Genomic DNA, 16,971 nt, shown 5'->3' with positions numbered 1-16,971 from the left:
GTCTTGCTGCGGCTTTTCCGGGCTTGGGTTCAGGTTCGTTCTTTCATGCTCTCCCGCACGGCCGCCGCAAATGCGGCCATCGAGGTGAAGTGGTAGTCCGGCACGGTGAAGCGCTCGGGCTCGATCGTGCCGCCATAGCCCTTCTGGGCATGACGGCGCTCGATCCAGCAGTTGGTCATGCCGAGCGCCCGGGATATGCCGATGTCGTGATGCTGGCTTTGCGCGACGTGCAGGATGTCGTCCTTGCTGTCGCCGCGCGACGCCACGAAATCGAAGACTTTCTGGAAAAAGGCGGGATCCGGTTTTTCCGTGCCGGTATCGTCGGCAGTGAAGGTGGCAAAAAAGGGCGATCCGAGCTGCTTCTCGAAATGGTCGAGAGCCCAGCGCCGGGCATTGGTCATGGCAATCAGCTTATGAGACGTCGCAAGGTCGGCCAGCGCCGCCCTGCTGTCGGAGAAGCCCTGCCAGACGCTGGCCGAGTCCCGCAGGCGGGCGCCGTATTTCTCCTCGGCCGGCAGGCCGAGCCGCGGTGCGATGACCATGTAGACACGTGCGAGATCGTCGGGGAACAGGTTCGCATCGGGCGTGTAGCGGGCCTGCCGGTAAAGGGCCAGCGCTTCTTCGCCGTCGATTGAGACACCGGCGTCCGCAGCGATCCCGGCCAGGCAGGTCGTTATGCCGCCTTCGAAGTCGATCAGCGTGCCGACCACATCGAAGGTCATGTATTTGAATTCGCTAAAGCCCCTGGCCAAGACTGGCTCTCCTCTGCGCGCGGCCGAATTACTAATGCTGAACAGAACAAAATTCCGTGCTGTCCGGGGCGTCGGCCTTTTTCAAAAGCCCGGAAATCCGGGCTTTCTGGCCTTGTCTTAAAAAGCAGTCTGGCACTTCCCCCGCGCTGGATTCGCCGAAAAGGCGCGAGGTAGCGGCACAAAATTGCGAAATCGTCTGCCGCGGCGATATTTCGAGATGCGAAAAATGCGTCGCCCTTCATGCAAGCGCCCGGCGGACATCGGCGTCGTCCAGCGTCTGGTCCAGCGTCCGGCGCGTGCGCTCGATGATCGCATCGATGTCGCCGTCGGTGCAGCAGAGCGGTGGGGCGTAGCCGAGAACCCCATGCGCGAAGGCGCGGATGATCAGGCCATTGTCCCACGCCCTGTCGAAGACGCGCCGCGCCGGCATGGCCGAGGCCGGAAGCGGCGTTTTCTTCTTTTTGTCGACCACCAGCTCGATGGCGGCAAGCATGCCGCGACCCCGCACATCGCCGACCAATGGATGGTCGCTCAAGGCAGACAGGCCCGCCATCAAGCGCGCGCCGGCCCTGGCGCCGTTCTCCAGAAGGCCTTCCTCATAGAGCTTCAGCACCTCGAGCGCGACGGCGGCGCTGACCGGATGGGCGGAATAGGTGTAGCCGTGGCCGACCGCCGAGGCGCCTGCGCCATCGGCGATGACGTTATAGACATGATCGGCCATGAAGACAGCGCCCATTGGCACATAGCCCGAGGTCAGGCCCTTCGCGGTGGTCATGAAGTCGGGAACGATATCCTCCTCCGTGCAGGCAAACAGGGGGCCGGTGCGGCCGAAACCGGTGATCACCTCGTCGGCGATGAACAGGATGCCGTATTCACGGCAGAGTTCGCGCATCGCCTTGATCCAGCCTTTCGGCGGGACGATAACGCCACCCGAGCCCTGGATCGGCTCGGCGTAGAAGGCGGCGACCCGCTCCGGCCCGATCTCCTCGATCTTCGCCTTCAGCGCGGCGAGCGATGCGGCGATGATCGCGTTCGGGTCATCGCCAACCGGATTGCGATAGGGATAGGGCGAGGGGATCTTGTGCTGCCATTCGAACGGAATGCCGAAACCGGCATGAAAGGCGGGCAGGGCGGTCAGGCCCGCGCCGACCACCGACGATCCGTGATAACCCTGCTCAATGGAAATGAACTGGTCGCGTTCAGGCTCGCCTCTGGCATTCCAGTAGTAGCGGACGAACCGGATCGTGCTGTCGACCGCGTCCGATCCCCCGAGCGTGAAATAGACGTGATTGAGATCCCCCGGCGCCCGGTCGGCCAGCTCCGAGGCGAGCCGGATGGCGGGCTCCGAGCCGAGATCGAAATAGGCGGTGGCGTAGGGCAACTCGCGCATCTGCCGGGCCGCTGCTTCGACGATGCTGTCGTGACCATAGCCGGCATTGACGCACCACAGTCCGGCGAAGCCGTCGAGAAGTTGCCGGCCGGACGCATCGGTCACGGTAGCGCCCTTCGCCGATTTCAGCACCCGCACGCCGAGCGCCTCATGGCCGCGATATGAGGCGACCGGATGGATGAGATGGGCGCGGTCGAGTTCGATCAGGGAATTGGCGAGCATTGTTGTCCTCCGGGCTATCCGAGCGCCTGGTTGGCGAGGGCGTAAACTTTTGGCCTGGCCTGTTCGGCCCCATTCTTGGCCGGACGGTCCATAGCGACGCCGCCGCCGACATGAGCGAGGCCGATTTCTCCGAGCCAGCCGGCGATGCCGGTCCTGCTTTCGGTATCCACGCGCAGGAAAGCGCCAGGGCGAGACGCGGCGAAAAAGCTGATCAGGGCCTTGGCGTCGTCTGCATTTCCGGCGATGACGGGGCCGATCACCTCGCCGCGTCCGAACGGGCGGATTGCGGCATAGGCCGCGATGACGCCACTGCGGCGGATGACGGCGAATTCACCCCGCTCGGCCAGCGCATCGATCAAAGCTTCACGGTCGGCGCCGTAGGCGTCACGGTCCAGGGCCTTGATTTCCGGCAGATGGTGCGCGCCCGCGGCTTCCACACCGTCGGAAGCCTCAAGCGCTGCCACCTGGCCCTGATGCTGAAGAATCGTGCCCGAGGGCACGAAGCCAAGCTTCTCATAAAGGGGCATGCCGTCGGTCGTGGCGACGAGCCGCAGCGGACGGTCGCCGGCAAGGGCGATGGCCCGTTCCATGAGCCGGCGCCCGAGCCCTTTGCCTCGCGCGTTCCTGTCGACGATCACCATGTTGATCATGGCGCAATCGGCACCGTAAGCCGTTACCAGGATTGTCCCTGCGACCCGGCCCTGGTCGTCGAGCGCAACCGCGCCGCTCGAAAGCTGCAGCGCCATCTGCCAATCCTGCGGGCGATGCGGCCAATTCTCCTGCCGAGATAGCCCGACTGCACCCTCGATATGATCCGGCCCGAAGTCCTGGAGTTCGATCTCGCCTTGCTGCATGATGCACCTTTCAGTCTGACCCCAAGTCTCGATCATCAGTGCGCCCCAGATCGTCTGAAGGTCTCGACTACGGCGGTATCATTCGCCGTTGCTGAGGGGGTGCGCCGCATCTTGTGCTGGCCCCTATGGAACTGGATGCGTTTAGCGCCTCGACCGGCGGCATCCTTCGACGCTCAAGATGCTACAGCGTGCCAAACGGAACCGCGGATACGGAACTTTCTGCTTTCGGCAGCCGCTTTTCGGTCAAGTGGGTCGCTTCCTGCCGGCCTATGATGAAAGATGTCCCAACACGGATGTGCTTCCACGGAGATCGACGGATATGGCTTCTTTTAGGCCCAAATACATCACCTTCGACTGCTACGGCACGTTGACCAATTTCCAGATGGCCGAGGCGGCGCGTGACCTCTATGGCAGCCAGCTCGACGAGCCGCGCATGCAGGCGTTCATTAAGAACTTCGCGGCTTACCGGCTCGACGAGATCCTGGGCGACTGGAAGCCCTATGCCGACGTCGTCCACAACGCGCTCGAGCGCGCCTGCAAGCGCAACGGCGTCTCCTTCAGCCCGGACGACGCCACGATGGTCTATGAGCGTGTCCCGACCTGGGGACCCCACGCGGACGTTCCAGCTGGCCTGGCGAAGGTTGCCAAGGAAATTCCGCTGGTCATCCTCTCCAACGCCATGAACGCGCAGATCATGTCCAATGTCGAGAAGCTCGGCGCGCCATTCCATGCCGTTTACACGGCTGAACAGGCGCAGGCCTACAAGCCACGCTTCAAGGCTTTCGAATATATGTTCGATAGGCTGGGCTGTGGCCCGGAGGATGTTCTTCACTGCTCGTCCTCGTTCCGCTACGACCTGATGTCGGCGCATGACCTCGGGATCAAGAACAAGGTCTGGGTCAATCGCGGCCACGAGCCGGCCAACCCCTATTACGGCTATGTCGAGATCGCCGACATTTCCGGTCTTCCGGGCGTGGTCGGGCTTTGAAACTGACGGATTGCAAATGAAGCTGGTCTCCTACTGGCACGACACCGCTCCAGTTTTTTCCGGCGGGGCGCACGGCCCGGTCGAGGGACACTACGACGCCGCCATCATCGGCGGCGGCTTCACCGGCCTCGCCGCCGCCCGCCAACTGGCGAAGGCCGGCGCCAAGGTGGCGGTGCTGGAGGCGGAGCGGGTCGGCTGGGGCGCGTCCGGACGCAATGGCGGGCACCTGAACAACGGCCTCGCCCACAGCTACCTTTGGGCCAAGGCGGAACTCGGCAAGGAGCGCGCGATCGCGCTCTACCGGGCGCTGGACGATTCCGTCGACACGATCGAGGCGCTGGTCGCCGAGGAGGGCATCGACTGCAACTTCCGCCGCGCCGGCAAGCTGAAGCTCGCCTCCAAGCCGCGGCATTTCGAAGCGATCGCCCGTAACTTCGAGGCCGTCCATGCCGAGGTGGATCCGGATACGGCGCTGCTGTCGCCGAACGATCTCAAATCCGAGATCGGCTCGCCCTTCCATGGCGCGATGCTGTCGAAGAAGAGCGCCATGATGCATATGGGCCGCTACGTGGCCGGGCTGGCGACGGCCGCGGTTCGCCATGGCGCCGTCATCCACGAGAATGCGGCGGTGACGGATCATAGGCAGTCGGGCACGCGGCATCAGCTGACCACCTCCCGCGGCCGCATCAGCGCCGACAATGTGCTGGTGGCGACCGGCGCCTACACCACGCCGAATTTCGGCTATTTTCGCCGCAGGATCATTTCCGTCGGCAGCTTCATCATCGCCACGCGACCGCTGAGCGACGCCGAGATCGCCGCGACCATGCCCGGCAACCGGACATGCGTGACCTCGATGAACATCGGCAACTACTTCCGGCTTGCGCCGGACAAGCGCCTGATCTTCGGCGGCCGCGCACGCTTTTCGGCGACATCGGACCAGCGCTCCGATGCCAAGAGCGGAGAGATTCTGCGGGCAAGCCTCGCGGCGATCTTCCCGCAGCTCGCCAGGGTGGAGATCGACTATTGCTGGGGCGGGCTGGTCGACATGACCAAGGACCGCTTCCCGCGGGCCGGCTACCATGACGGGGTCTGGTACGCGATGGGCTATTCCGGCCACGGCGCCCAGCTTTCCACCCATCTCGGCATGATCATGGCCGATGCCATGCTTGGTCGCGCGGACCGCAATCCGATGAAGGGGCTCGAGTGGCCTGCCATTCCCGGCTATTCCGGCAAGCCCTGGTTCCTGCCGATGGTCGGTCTCTACTACAAGGCGCTCGACCGGATCCAGTGATCGGGGCTGGGGTTTAACCCAGCCCGCCCATGTGGAAGCTCTTCAGTTCCAGATATTCCTCGATGCCGGCCTGCGCGCCCTCGCGCCCGAGGCCGGACTGCTTGACGCCGCCGAAGGGGGCTATCTCCATCGAAACCGAGCCGGTGTTCAGACCCACCATGCCGAACTCCAGCGCCTCGCCGACGCGCCAGGCGCGCTTCAGGTTCTCGGTGTAAAAGTAGGAGGCAAGCCCGTAAGGTGTGCCGTTGGCAAGCGCGACCGCTTCCTCTTCCGTCTCGAAACGGAAAAGCGGTGCGACCGGACCGAAAGTCTCCTCGCTGGCGAGTTCCATTTCGTTTGTCGCACCGGCCAGCACCAGCGGGGCGACATATTGAGGACCCTCCGGCAGCACCGGCTTCTCGGTGACGATCGTCGCGCCTTTGGCAAGCGCGTCCTCGACGTGCCGATTGATTTTCTCGACCGCCGCCATGTTGATCATTGGGCCGATGGCGACACCGGGCTGCGTGCCCGGTCCCACCGTCAACGCATTGACGCGGGCGCTGAGCTTGGCGGAGAAGGCGTCATAGACTCCGGCCTGGACGAGAATGCGGTTGGCGCACACGCAGGTCTGGCCGCCATTGCGGAACTTCGACGCCAGCGCCCCCTCGACGGCGAGGTCGAGGTCGGCGTCGTCGAAGACGATGAAGGGCGCGTTGCCGCCGAGCTCGAGGCTGAGCCTTTTCACGCTGTCGGCCGCTCCGCGCATCAGCAGCGAGCCGACCCTGGTCGAACCGGTGAAGGAGATCTTGCGCACGGTCTCATTCGCCATGATCTCGTTGCCGATCTCGGCCGGCATGCCGGTGACGATGTTGATGACGCCGGCGGGAATACCCGCGCGTTCGGCGAGCACGCCGAGCGCCAACGCCGAATAGGGCGTGAACTCGGACGGCTTGATCACCACCGTGCAGCCGGCGGCCAGCGCCGGCGCAACCTTGCGGGTGATCATCGCATTGGGAAAGTTCCAAGGCGTGATGATGCCGCACACGCCGACGGGTTCCTTCAGGACGATGATGCGGCGGTCTGATGTAGGCGAGGGGATGGTGTGGCCATTGATCCGGCGCGCCTCCTCGGCGAACCATTTGACGAAGGACGCTCCGTAGCGGATCTCGCCTTTGGCTTCGTCCAGCGGCTTGCCCTGTTCCGTGGTCAGGATCAGCGCGAGATCGTCCAGATGCTTAAGCATCAGACCATGCCAGGCCTCCAGCAGGGCGGCGCGTTCGGCGTGGGTCTTCTTTTTCCAATCCCGATAGGCGGAAGCCGCGGCCTCTATGGCCGCGCCGGCCTCCGGGCCGGCCATGTCGGGCACTGTGCCGATTGATATCTGTGTTGCCGGATCGATCACATCGACCGTTCTGCCGGAACCTGCCGCGACCCATCTGCCGCCGATCAGGCCGGCCTCGCGGAAGAGGCTTTTGTCTTTCAGGCTTTTCATGGAGAACGACCTCGCAAATCAGGTGAGCGCCGCGACAACGGCGGATGTGATGGCGTCCGTACGATCTTTGCCGGCCGTGGTTCCCACCCCTCGCGCCGTTGTCGCTTCGATCGCGTTCATGACGCCGCCGGCTGCGTCCTTTTCGCCCAGATGGTCGAGCATCATTGCGCCCGACCATATGGCGGCGATCGGGTTGGCGATGCCGAGGTGGGCGATGTCGGGCGCGGAGCCGTGCACGGGCTCGAACATGGACGGCGCCGAGCGGTCGGGGTTGATGTTGGCGGAAGCCGCGTAGCCGAGCCCGCCCTGGATCGCCGCGCCGATATCCGTCAGTATGTCGCCGAAGAGATTGGAAGCGACGACCACGTCGAGGCTCTGCGGATCCATGATCATGCGCGCAGCGAGCGCGTCGACGTGATAGCTGGTCACGTCGACGTCCGGATAGTCGGCGGCCAGCTTGCGCGTGATCTCGTCCCAGAACACCATTGAATATTTCTGCGCGTTGGACTTGGTGACGGAAGCCAGCCTGCCACGCCGCGCCCGTGCCTGCTCGAAGCCGAAGCGCAGGATGCGCTCGACACCGGCCCGGGTGAAGATCGAGGTTTCCACCGCGACCTCGTCCAGCGTGCCTTGATGCACACGCCCGCCGGCGCCGGAATATTCGCCTTCGGTGTTTTCGCGGATGCACAGAATATCGAAGCTCTCGGCCCGCAGCGGCCCCCTCACACCAGGCAGCAGCCGGTGCGGCCGGATATTGGCGTATTGCACGAATGCCTTGCGGATCGGCAGCAGCAGCCCGTGGAGAGAAACGGAATCAGGCACCTTCGTCGGCCAGCCGACGGCCCCGAGCAGGATGGCGTCGAAGCGGCGCAATGTCTCGATGCCGTCCTCGGGCATCATGCGGCCGGTTTCCTTGAAGAAACGACAGGACCATGGAAACGCGGTCCCAGTCAGGGCAAAGCCGGAGTGCTTGGCCACGGTTTCCAGCACCGTCCAGGCGGAGGCGGTCACATCGCGACCGATGCCATCACCGGGGATCAGGGCGATCGAGTAGGTCTTCATCGGCATCTCTTCACAGGCTGATCAGGACGCTCTTGGTCCTGCGGTTGGCGAGATAGGCCTCGCGGCCAAGGTCCTTGCCGATGCCGGAGCGCTTGTAGCCACCGGTCGGCAGGATGTGGTCGCGCGAGCGGCTGTAGCGGTTGACCCACACCGTGCCCGCTTCCAGCTTGCGCGCGAGACGGATTGTGCGAGACAGATCGGCGGTGAACAGGCCGGAAGCCAGTCCGTAGGTCGGATGGCTGGACAGCGCCAGCGCCTCGTCTTCGGCCTCGAAGGTCTGGACCGTCAGGACCGGGCCGAAGATTTCCTCGACGATCGCCGGATTGACCTGGTCGACATTGGCGATCAGCGTCGGTTCGTAGAAATAGCCGGGGCTGTCCATAAAGGTGCCGCCGGTCAGGCATTCGCCGCCGCCCTCGACCGCGGCCCGCACGATGGCGTCGACACGTCCCCGCTGCCGTTCCGATATGATCGGCGAATACCGCGTCGTCTCGTCCCAGGTCGGGCCGGGCTTCACTGCCTTCATCTTTTCCAGAATCGAGGCCGTCAGCTTGCCGGCCACACTCTTCTCGACGATCAGGCGCGTGCCGGCCACGCAGGCCTGGCCGGCATTGAAGGTGACGCTGCCGGCGATTGCGGCCGCCGCCTTGTCGAGATCGGCATCGGCAAAGACGAGCTGCGGGCTCTTGCCGCCGAGCTCCAGCGTCATCGGCTTGACGCCGGTGCGGGCGACGTTCTCCATGATCGCTGAGCCGGCGCGGGTCGAACCGGTGAAGCTGACCTTGGCGATCTCGGGATGGCCGGTCAACGCCGTGCCGGTCGTGGGACCGTCGCCGAGCACCACGTTGATAAGTCCTGCCGGCAGGCCGGCTCTGACGGCGAGCTGCGCCAAATGAACGGTCGAGAACGGCGTCATTTCGGACGGCTTCAGCACGACTGCATTGCCCGCGGCCAGCGCCGGGCCGAGTTTCCAGCCGGCCATCGAGATCGGAAAATTCCAGGGCGTGATCGCGGCCACGACGCCATAGGGTTCGCTCATGATCATGCCGAAACTGGCGTCGTCGGTCGGCGCGAGTTCGCTGCCTTCCTTATCGGCGAACTCGGCAAAGAAGCGGATCTGCTCGGCGGTCACGGCGATGTCGCCGGCGGCGAGCTGGCCGACGGGCCGGGTCGAGGACAGTGCCTCGATCCTGGCGAGCGTTTCGGCTTCCGCTTCCATCAAATCGGCCCAGGCGTGGAGCGCCCTGGTGCGCTCGCGCGGCCGGACGCCGCCCCAGTTGCTGGCTTTCAGCGCCGCCTTGGCACTTTCCACCGCCCGGTCCACCAAGTCCGCACCGGCCACGGGGCAAGCGGCATAGGACTTGCCATCGGACGGACGGCGCATTTCGATCGCACCCCCGGCCGAAATCAGCTCTCCATCGATGAAGTGGCCGACGGGAAGCGAGATTGTATCGGGATCGAAGCTCAGGCTCATGGGCAACCACTCGGCAGCATCGGCCTCAGCCTAGCCCGTGCCGACACGCAGCATGCGCTGTTCGGCGATCCGCCGCCGACGAATGTTGCGTGCTGGGGACAAGAGACGGCAAAATCTTCCGCGGCGGTCAGGGCCTGCGCGGGCGCTCGCTAGCCCACTGTGACGTAGATCTTGCGCACGGTCTCGATGGTCTTCCAAACACCCGTGAAGCCCGGCTTCATGACGAAGCTGTCGCCGGCCCGGTAGGTCACCGTTTCGCCGGCGTCGGGCGTGATTTCGACCACGCCGGCGAGGATATGGCAGAACTCGAAGGTTTCCCCCTTGATCGAGCGCGTTTCGCCGGGCGTGGCCTCCCAGACGCCGGTATGGACAAGGTCGTCCTTGGCCACGTCCTGCGCCCAGGTTTTGAAGGCGGGATTGCCGGCAATGAGCCGCTCCGGCAGCGCGGTCGATTCGCGGGGCGAAAAGCTCGGGTTGATATCGATGGACTTGAGCAGGGACAAAGGATGGCCTTTCCAGTTGAGTTTCAATAACCGCGCGACCGGTCGACGAGCCCGATGGGATCGAGCCCGGCGCGGTGGCGCTTGATGTTGTCGATGACGGCCTGGGCGGCGGTCGCGGGTTGGGTCACGCTGGCTATGTGCGGAGTGAGGATGATCTTCGGATGCGACCAGAACGGATGTCCCGCGGGCAGCGGTTCGGGATCGGTCACGTCGATCATCGCCGACGACAAATGGCCGCTATCGAGCGCGGCGACAAGCGCTTCGTGATCGAGCTGCGGGCCTCGACCCGTATGAACGAGAGCCGCCCCGTCAGGCAGTTTCGCGAACAGGCCGGCGTTCAGAAATCCGCGCGTCTCCTCGGTCAGTGGCAGCAGGCAGATCAGTATGTCACTGGCCGCCAGCATCTGCTCCAGCCCAAGCTCGCCATGATAACAGGTCACCCCTTCGAGCCGCCGCGGGGAGCGGCTCCATCCGGAGAGCTGGAAGCCGAAAGGTTTCAGCCGGTCGAGGACGGCTTGGCCAAGCTGTCCGAGGCCGAGCACGCCGATCCGGCGCGACGCGGCTTGAGGCTGAGGGATGTCGCGCCATTCTCCGGCGCGCTGCTGCGCCAGATAGGCCGGCAAGTTGCGGTGGAGCGCAAGCACGGCGAGCGTCACATACTCCTGCATCATGCGCACGATGCCCTCCTCGACCATGCGCACGATCTTCACCGGCGCGGGCACCGCGTCGAAGCGGAACTGATCGACGCCGGCGCCGATGGAGAACAGGATTTCGAGGTTGGTGTAGCGGTCGAGGTTCTCCGGCACCGTCCAGGTGATCAGGTAGCGCACTGCGTCGGGATCGACCGTAGCGGCATCGATCGTGAAGGGGAGGTCCGGCAACTCCTTAGCGAAGGCCTCGGCGAAGATCGCGCCACGCCGCGCGTCGGAATTGAAGAGGAATGTCATTCCGGCTGCTCCTTCAGGCCGCGCATCGCGCGCCCAGCGCCTCGATCATCTGCTGGCAGGCGGCGAGCTCGCTGGCGAGAATATATTCGTCCGGCTTGTGGGCGCGCCCGATATCGCCGGGGCCGCAGATGATCGCATCGAGCCCGGAGCCTTGGTAAAGTCCGGCCTCCGTCCCGTAGCTGACGGCGGCTAAAGGCGCTTCGCCGGTCAATTCGCGCAGCAGTCCCGCCAGAGCCGAGTCTTGCGGCAGCGACAGCGCCGGATAGGCGCTGATCGGCTTCCATTCAACAACATAGCCTTGAGCGGCAAGAGCTTCAGCCCGCGCCTTAACCGGGGTGAGCAAGCCAGCCGGTTCGATGCCCGGTATTGCGCGCGCCTCCAGGTCGAGCGTGCAGCTGTCGGGGATGATGTTGACCGACTGGCCGCCTGCGATCACACCGGCCTGCAGCGAGGAATAGGCCGGCTCGAAGGTTGGGTCGGACGGGCCATGCATCAGCCGCTCCGCTTCACTCACGGCGGCGCTCAGCACATCGGACATCGCATGGATGGCGTTAAGCCCAAGATCCGGTCGCGAGGAGTGGCCGGAGCGGCCGCTGATGATTACGCGGGCGGCCGCCTTGCCCTTGTGGCCGCGCACGGCGCGCATGCCGCTCGGCTCGCCGACGATGACGCCGAGCGGCTTGGCGCAAAGCTCGGGCAGCCCGGCGATCAAATGCGGCACGCCCCGGCACCCGATCTCCTCGTCATAGGAGAAGGCGAGGTGGATCGGTCTGGCGAGGCGCAGCCGCACAAGCGCAGGCACGGCGGCGAGCGCGGCGGCGAGAAACCCCTTCATGTCGGTGGTGCCGCGTCCGTAGAGCCGTTCGCTCTCCCGGCGCAGCGAAAAAGGGGCCGAACTCCATTGCGGCTCGCCGGCGGGGACGACGTCCATATGGCCGGATAGGATGTAGCCCGGAACCTCGGCCGGGCCGATGGTGGCGAAAAGATTGAAACGGTCGCCCTCTGGCCCTGGGAGCAGGGTGACCTTCGCGCCTTGTTCGGCGAGATGAGCCTCGATCCAGCCGGCAATGTCGCCGTTGGGCTTGCCGGCGACCGACGGAAAGGCGACGAGACGGTCGAGGATGTCGAAGACGTCCATTGCAGCCCTCAAGGCGTTAGGGTTCGCCGGCATCGATGCCGCATGCTGGCGAATTTCCGCAGAGGATGGGTGCGTTGCCACGCGATTGCATGCCGAAAGCGGAAGTGTTTCAGTTGAATCTTGCGTTGGTGCACGGCTTTCGAGCAAATCCTGTGGGGTTTGCTTGTCTAGCGTTGGCGGGCACGGGCGGTCTGCTCGCCCGTTGATTTTTGAGGGTTCTTTCAGGGCCATGGAAGTGAAGCCGTCCGAAAGCTTGAAAATCGATGCCTTCTCGATGCGTATCGGCGACGTCCAAGATGTCGACCTGGAGAGGTTGCACGCGCTCTCGCTGTCGGTGGGATGGCCGCATCGCGCCGAGGATTGGCAATTCCTGCGTGAATCGGGCCAAGGCTTCGTGGCGCTCGATGAGATCGGCCGGGCTCTCGGTTCGGCCATGTGGTTCCCGCATGGCGCCAATTTCGCCACCTTGGGGATGGTCATCACCTCGCCGCGGCTTCAGACGCAGGGGGCGGCGCAATGGCTGATGAAGCGGATCTTCGACAGGATCCCCGGGCGCGATCTGCGCCTCAATGCAACCCGTGCTGCGCGGCGGCTTTATCTCTCCCTCGATTTCCAGCCGGAGAAGACCGTCTATCAATGCCAGGGCATCGCCCGCGTGCCGACAGCGGGCCGGCCGACGGAGGCGCACGGTAGCGTCCGGACGTTGGACGCGGGCGATATTGCGGCAGCGATCGCGCTGGACGCGGCGGGATTTGGCGTGAGGCGCACAGCGCTCGTTGAAAAGCTCTTCGGGCAATCGGCCGGCTATGGGCTTTTCGACGGGAACAAGCTGACCGCTTTTGCCCTCTGCCGACCGTTCGGACGGGGCCATGTCATAGGGCCGGTGGTGGCGGGAAGCGACCCCGACGCCCTGGCGGTCGTCAGGCCGCACGTGGCCGACCATTCGGGATATTTCCTCAGGATCGACACGCACATGGACAATGGCGAGTTCGCCGCCTTCCTGTCGCACAGCGGAATGCCGGTCTTCGACACGGTGCTGACCATGTCGAAGGGCAAATGCCTCGCCGATTTTTCCGACGGCGGCTCGGCTAGGCCGAAGACCTATGCCTTAGCAAGTCAGACCCTCGGGTAGTTGTCTTCGGATTGCTTCCTTCCCCCGGACGGATGGTTGCCGAGCCGTCAGCCTAAACGGCTTCTACATGGGCGTTGGCTCGTTCCATGATCCACCCTCTGACGGTCCTCACCACGCTGCCTTTCGAGAGCTGGCTCTCCGAAAGATAATAGGTCCATGGACTGGCGGCTCGCACGGGGAAAGGCTCTACCAGAAGCCCGCGGCTGATATAGGTTCTGGCCAGCGAATATTGCGTGGCGACGCAGCCCGCGCCCATTGCCGCCAGTTCCAGCGCAATGTTCGAGGCGTTCGTGGTGATGCCTTTCTCATAATCCGAAATGTCGATCTGCAGCGCGTCGCCCATGCATTGCCAATATTCTTGGCGGCCATGCACGAAGATCCAGTCGACGTTGAGGATATCGCGCGGCGAGCGCAGCCCTTTCGGGCCGGACAGCAGGCCGGGTGCGCAGAGGATGGCGAGCTGGTCGTTCCACAGCGGAACGCCACTCGGCGGGCGGTCGTCGAAGCGGCGGGTCGAGATGGTGATGTCGGCGATCTGCTCGCTGAGGTCTTCCCAGATCGTGCCGTGCAGAACGACCTCGATCTCCGGATGGATTTGCCGGAACGCCGCCATGCAGCCGGCCAGCCAGTTTTCGGCCAAGCTCATCGGGCAGGAGATGACGACCGTCCTGTTGCGCGAGGAGGCGACGATCGCCTCCGTGGCGTGATCGATCTGGTCGAGCGCCTGCCGCAGCGTAGGCAGGAAGGCCTCGCCCATTTCGGTCAGCTTCAGGCTGCGCGGATAGCGCACGAAGAGCTGCCGGCCAAGATAGTGTTCCAGCCCCCGCACATGATTGCTGACCGCCGCCTGGGTGTAGCCGAGCTCGCTGGCAGCGAGGGTGAAGCTGAGATGCCGCGCCGAACACTCGAACGAGCGGATATAGTTCAGTGGGGGTGGCGGCTTCATGCGATCGCTCCTTGGCGAAGCGAAAACTAGACCGGCTTCGTTGGCCTCCGCAATCGCCTTGACCCCGATTTTTTTGTGCGATGGCGCCAAACTAATTACGTGCCTGGCCCATGAGACCAAATTATTCGTAGTTATCTTGGAGCGATCGGGACGCGAAAGGTGGCGCCATGGACCAGCGGACGGCGGAAGGTGGGTCTGCTTCCACCGTATTTGCCCGTGTTGCCGACTTCGTGCTGCGCAGGTCGGCCGGCGCGTTCCCGCGCGACGTTCTGAAATCGGCAGCCCTCCAGTTCCTCGACACGATGGGCATTGCCATCGCCGCCGGCCCGATGCAGGCCGGACAAATCGCGCGCGATGCCGCGGTTATGCTCTACGGTTCCGGCGCCGACCGGCACGCGGCGAGGATGATCTTCGACGGCAGGCGCGCCAGCATGGCCGGCGCCGCCTTCGCGGCGGCGACCCAGACCGACAATCTCGACGGCCATGACGGTTACCCGCCGACTAAGGGGCACATCGGCGTGGCGGTTATCCCGGCGCTGCTTGCGCTCGCAGAAGAAAAGCCTGAGTTGACCGGCCCCGAAGCGCTGGCCGCGATCGTCGTCGGCTATGAGATCGCGGGGCGGGCCGGCATTGCGCTGCACGCAACCGTCTCGGACTATCACACCTCCGGCGCGTGGAATTCTCTTGGCGTGGCGGCGGTCGCGGCCCGCCTGCTTTCGCTTGACGACGATCAACTGCGCCATGCTTTCGGCATCGCCGAGTATCACGGGCCGCGCAGCCAGATGATGCGCGAGATCGCAACGCCGACCATGCTTCACGACGGCTCAGGCATGGGGGCGCTGGTCGGGCTGTCGGCCGCCGTGCTTGCCGAAGCGGGTTTCGCCGGCGCGCCGGCCATCACGGTCGAGGCGCCGGAGGTCGCGGCACATTGGGATGACCTCGGCCTGTTCTGGCAGATGACCCGGCAATACATAAAACCGTATCCGGTCTGCCGCTGGGCCCACGCGGCGATCGACGCGACGCGCGCGCTTTGCCTGCAGCATGGGCTTCGGCCGGAAGACATACGCAAAGTCCATGTCAACAGCTTCCACTATGCGGCGACGCTGTTTGCCGGCATGCCGGACACGACATCAAAGGCGCAGTACAGCCTGCCCTTCGCCGTGGCCACGATGATCCACTATGGTCGAATCGGCGTGGAGCACATTTCGGGCTCGGGTCTGCGCGATGCCGCCGTCGCGGATTTGCTGAAGCGCGTCGAGGTGAACGAGGCGGCCAAGCACAGCGACCGTTTCCCCGCCGGGCGCTGGGCCGACGTGCAGATCGAGACGGTTGACGGCCGGCAGCTGGAGTCCGGAGATGTCCACGCACGCGGCGGCCCCGAAGCCCCGTTCAGCGAAGACGATATCGTCGCCAAGTACATGGAGTTTGCGTCGCCCGTTCTCGGCTCGACCAGGGCCGCCGCGATCCGGGACGGTATTCTCGGCCTGACCGACGCCGACCACCGGTTTTCCGAGGTGACCGCTCTGGTCTACGATCCTCCTGGCGGCCAGGGCAGTCATGCCGCTTAGGCTTCTCAAATACGGGCTTAGCCGCGACTATCCGGTGACGGGCGACATTCCTGCGACGCCTGAGCTGAAGCCGTCCTATGACGTGGTCATCGTCGGTGGCGGCGGGCATGGCTTGGCCTGCGCGCATTATCTGTCGAAATACCATGGTATCGCCAGCATCGCGGTGCTCGAAAAAGTCTATCTGGCCGGCGGCAATACCGCACGCAACACCACGACGATCCGCTCCAATTACATCACCCAGGAAGGCGTCGCCTTCTACAAGGAAGGCGTTTCGCTCTTCGAAGCGCTGTCGCAGGAACTCGACTTCAACGTCATGTTCTCGCAGCGCGGCCAGCTGACGCTCGCACACACGGAAGCGACGCTGCGCGCCTTCCATCTGCGCGCCGAGATGGGCAAGCATATGGGCACGCGCACCGAGGTGATCGACGCAAAAGAGGTCGAGAAGCTGGTGCCCGAACTCAACATGGATCGCGGCGGCGCGCTCGAGATCCTCGGCGGCCTCTGGCATGCCGATGGCGGCACGGCCCGCCACGATGCGGTTGCCTGGGGCTTCGCGGCGCAGGCCTCGCGCCGCGGCGCCGAAATCCACCAGCGCACCGAAGTTCAAGGTTTTGAGGTCGAGAACGGCCAGGTGCGCGCTGTGGTGACGAACCGCGGACGGGTCGCCTGCGGCTCCGTGCTCATCGCCGCCGGCGGCATGAACTACGATGTTGCGATGATGGCCGGCGTGGAACTGCCGATCCGCTGCTACCCCTTGCAGGCAATGGTGACGCAGCCGCTGAAGCCCTGGCTGCACACGCTGGTCTCGTCCGTATCGCTGCACACCTATCTGGTGCAATCCTCGCGCGGCGAGATCGTCATCGGTGGCGGCTCGGATCCGTACCAGCTCTATTCGACCCGCTCGACGCTGGACATGAAGGAGCATCTGGCGGAAGGCGCCGTGCATCTCTTTCCCTTCCTGCAAGGTGTGCGGGTGCTGCGGCAATGGGCCGGCATCACCGACATGACGCCGGACTACAGCCCGATCATGGGCGCCAGCCCTCTCGCCAATCTGTGGCTCGATTGCGGCTGGGGCACCTGGGGCTTCAAGGCGACTGCGGTCGCCGGCAAGCGCATGGCGGAAACCATCGCCAGGGGTCGGGTTCCCGACCTGCTGAAGCCGTTTGCGCTGGAGCGCTTCGAGAAGTTCCGACTGCTCAATGAAATGGGCGCCACGGCGGCGAGCCACTGACC

General features: G+C 64.6%; 15 protein-coding genes. 5 read left to right on the top strand and 10 right to left on the bottom strand.

All coding sequences use genetic code 11. The features are described from left to right. Positions 1-29: 29 nt before the first annotated feature. From P9254_RS21920 to P9254_RS21910, 3 genes are all read right to left on the bottom strand, one after another. Entirely contained in the window at positions 30-722 is a 693-nt protein-coding gene (locus P9254_RS21920) for an HAD-IA family hydrolase (protein WP_442920124.1), read from the bottom strand. A gap of 268 nt (positions 723-990) precedes the next feature. Next, positions 991-2,364, bottom strand: a complete 1,374-nt coding sequence (locus P9254_RS21915) for an aspartate aminotransferase family protein (RefSeq protein WP_095801048.1) — start codon at positions 2,362-2,364, stop codon at positions 991-993. 14 nt (positions 2,365-2,378) lie between these two features. Continuing rightward, positions 2,379-3,218 (bottom strand): GNAT family N-acetyltransferase, encoded by an 840-nt coding sequence (locus P9254_RS21910; protein WP_278055688.1) that lies wholly within the window; start codon positions 3,216-3,218, stop codon positions 2,379-2,381. Positions 3,219-3,537: 319 nt separating this feature from the next. Between P9254_RS21910 and P9254_RS21905 the strand changes: the two genes are divergently transcribed. Beyond that, positions 3,538-4,206 carry a haloacid dehalogenase type II gene (locus P9254_RS21905; protein ID WP_127324506.1) on the top strand — a complete coding sequence of 223 codons (669 nt, stop codon included), beginning with the start codon at positions 3,538-3,540 and terminating at the stop codon, positions 4,204-4,206. 16 nt (positions 4,207-4,222) lie between these two features. Further along, entirely contained in the window at positions 4,223-5,497 is a 1,275-nt protein-coding gene (locus P9254_RS21900; RefSeq protein WP_278055278.1) for an NAD(P)/FAD-dependent oxidoreductase, read from the top strand. A gap of 13 nt (positions 5,498-5,510) precedes the next feature. Here P9254_RS21900 and P9254_RS21895 read toward each other — a convergent pair whose 3' ends face one another. The 6 genes from P9254_RS21895 to argE all read right to left on the bottom strand — a co-directional run bounded on the left by P9254_RS21895 (position 5,511) and on the right by argE (position 12,092). Beyond that, positions 5,511-6,968, bottom strand: a complete 1,458-nt coding sequence (locus P9254_RS21895) for an NAD-dependent succinate-semialdehyde dehydrogenase (protein WP_278055276.1) — start codon at positions 6,966-6,968, stop codon at positions 5,511-5,513. Positions 6,969-6,986: 18 nt separating this feature from the next. After that, positions 6,987-8,030 carry a tartrate dehydrogenase gene (locus tag P9254_RS21890; protein WP_278055274.1) on the bottom strand — a complete coding sequence of 348 codons (1,044 nt, stop codon included), beginning with the start codon at positions 8,028-8,030 and terminating at the stop codon, positions 6,987-6,989. A gap of 10 nt (positions 8,031-8,040) precedes the next feature. After that, the gene (locus P9254_RS21885; protein WP_095801043.1) at positions 8,041-9,504 is read right to left on the bottom strand and encodes an aldehyde dehydrogenase family protein; all 1,464 of its coding nucleotides are present in this window, start codon (positions 9,502-9,504) and stop codon (positions 8,041-8,043) included. Between the two features lie 149 nt (positions 9,505-9,653). Next, positions 9,654-10,007 (bottom strand): cupin domain-containing protein, encoded by a 354-nt coding sequence (locus P9254_RS21880; protein WP_067328000.1) that lies wholly within the window; start codon positions 10,005-10,007, stop codon positions 9,654-9,656. Positions 10,008-10,030: 23 nt separating this feature from the next. Beyond that, positions 10,031-10,954 (bottom strand): 2-hydroxyacid dehydrogenase, encoded by a 924-nt coding sequence (locus tag P9254_RS21875; RefSeq protein ID WP_095776343.1) that lies wholly within the window; start codon positions 10,952-10,954, stop codon positions 10,031-10,033. A gap of 13 nt (positions 10,955-10,967) precedes the next feature. After that, entirely contained in the window at positions 10,968-12,092 is a 1,125-nt protein-coding gene (gene argE / locus P9254_RS21870; protein ID WP_095825749.1) for an acetylornithine deacetylase, read from the bottom strand. 229 nt (positions 12,093-12,321) lie between these two features. On the opposite strand from argE, the gene P9254_RS21865 reads away from it, so the two are divergent. Beyond that, the gene (locus P9254_RS21865) at positions 12,322-13,224 is read left to right on the top strand and encodes a GNAT family N-acetyltransferase (RefSeq protein ID WP_095776341.1); all 903 of its coding nucleotides are present in this window, start codon (positions 12,322-12,324) and stop codon (positions 13,222-13,224) included. 52 nt (positions 13,225-13,276) lie between these two features. Here the strand turns inward: P9254_RS21865 and P9254_RS21860 are convergent, their stop codons facing one another. Then, positions 13,277-14,170 (bottom strand): LysR substrate-binding domain-containing protein, encoded by an 894-nt coding sequence (locus tag P9254_RS21860; RefSeq protein ID WP_095801130.1) that lies wholly within the window; start codon positions 14,168-14,170, stop codon positions 13,277-13,279. Positions 14,171-14,337: 167 nt separating this feature from the next. Between P9254_RS21860 and P9254_RS21855 the strand changes: the two genes are divergently transcribed. Together P9254_RS21855 and P9254_RS21850 are read left to right on the top strand one after the other, a co-directional pair. Next, positions 14,338-15,738: an MmgE/PrpD family protein gene (locus P9254_RS21855; RefSeq protein WP_278055273.1), complete on the top strand. Its 1,401-nt coding sequence runs from the start codon at positions 14,338-14,340 to the stop codon at positions 15,736-15,738. Continuing rightward, positions 15,728-16,969: an FAD-dependent oxidoreductase gene (locus tag P9254_RS21850; RefSeq protein WP_278055271.1), complete on the top strand. Its 1,242-nt coding sequence runs from the start codon at positions 15,728-15,730 to the stop codon at positions 16,967-16,969. Before P9254_RS21855 ends, P9254_RS21850 begins: the two co-directional genes overlap by 11 nt. The last annotated feature ends 2 nt before the right edge of the window (positions 16,970-16,971 follow it).

The sequence above is a fragment of the Mesorhizobium sp. WSM4983 genome (assembly GCF_029625765.1).
Taxonomy (GTDB): domain Bacteria; phylum Pseudomonadota; class Alphaproteobacteria; order Rhizobiales; family Rhizobiaceae; genus Mesorhizobium.
The sequence above is the reverse complement of the archived record's forward strand: the minus strand, read 5'-3'. Positions and strand labels throughout refer to the sequence as shown.

Bases quoted from the DNA above. Each gene is read 5' to 3' on its own strand.
- P9254_RS21920 (WP_442920124.1), bottom strand. From the start codon at position 722: ATGACCTTCGATGTGGTCGGCACGCTGATCGACTTCGAAGGCGGCATA.
- P9254_RS21915 (WP_095801048.1), bottom strand. From the start codon at position 2,364: ATGCTCGCCAATTCCCTGATCGAACTCGACCGCGCCCATCTCATCCAT.
- P9254_RS21910 (WP_278055688.1), bottom strand. From the start codon at position 3,218: ATGCAGCAAGGCGAGATCGAACTCCAGGACTTCGGGCCGGATCATATC.
- P9254_RS21905 (WP_127324506.1), top strand. From the start codon at position 3,538: ATGGCTTCTTTTAGGCCCAAATACATCACCTTCGACTGCTACGGCACG.
- P9254_RS21900 (WP_278055278.1), top strand. From the start codon at position 4,223: ATGAAGCTGGTCTCCTACTGGCACGACACCGCTCCAGTTTTTTCCGGC.
- P9254_RS21895 (WP_278055276.1), bottom strand. From the start codon at position 6,968: ATGAAAAGCCTGAAAGACAAAAGCCTCTTCCGCGAGGCCGGCCTGATC.
- P9254_RS21890 (WP_278055274.1), bottom strand. From the start codon at position 8,030: ATGAAGACCTACTCGATCGCCCTGATCCCCGGTGATGGCATCGGTCGC.
- P9254_RS21885 (WP_095801043.1), bottom strand. From the start codon at position 9,504: ATGAGCCTGAGCTTCGATCCCGATACAATCTCGCTTCCCGTCGGCCAC.
- P9254_RS21875 (WP_095776343.1), bottom strand. From the start codon at position 10,954: ATGACATTCCTCTTCAATTCCGACGCGCGGCGTGGCGCGATCTTCGCC.
- argE (WP_095825749.1), bottom strand. From the start codon at position 12,092: ATGGACGTCTTCGACATCCTCGACCGTCTCGTCGCCTTTCCGTCGGTC.
- P9254_RS21865 (WP_095776341.1), top strand. From the start codon at position 12,322: ATGGAAGTGAAGCCGTCCGAAAGCTTGAAAATCGATGCCTTCTCGATG.
- P9254_RS21860 (WP_095801130.1), bottom strand. From the start codon at position 14,170: ATGAAGCCGCCACCCCCACTGAACTATATCCGCTCGTTCGAGTGTTCG.
- P9254_RS21855 (WP_278055273.1), top strand. From the start codon at position 14,338: ATGGACCAGCGGACGGCGGAAGGTGGGTCTGCTTCCACCGTATTTGCC.
- P9254_RS21850 (WP_278055271.1), top strand. From the start codon at position 15,728: ATGCCGCTTAGGCTTCTCAAATACGGGCTTAGCCGCGACTATCCGGTG.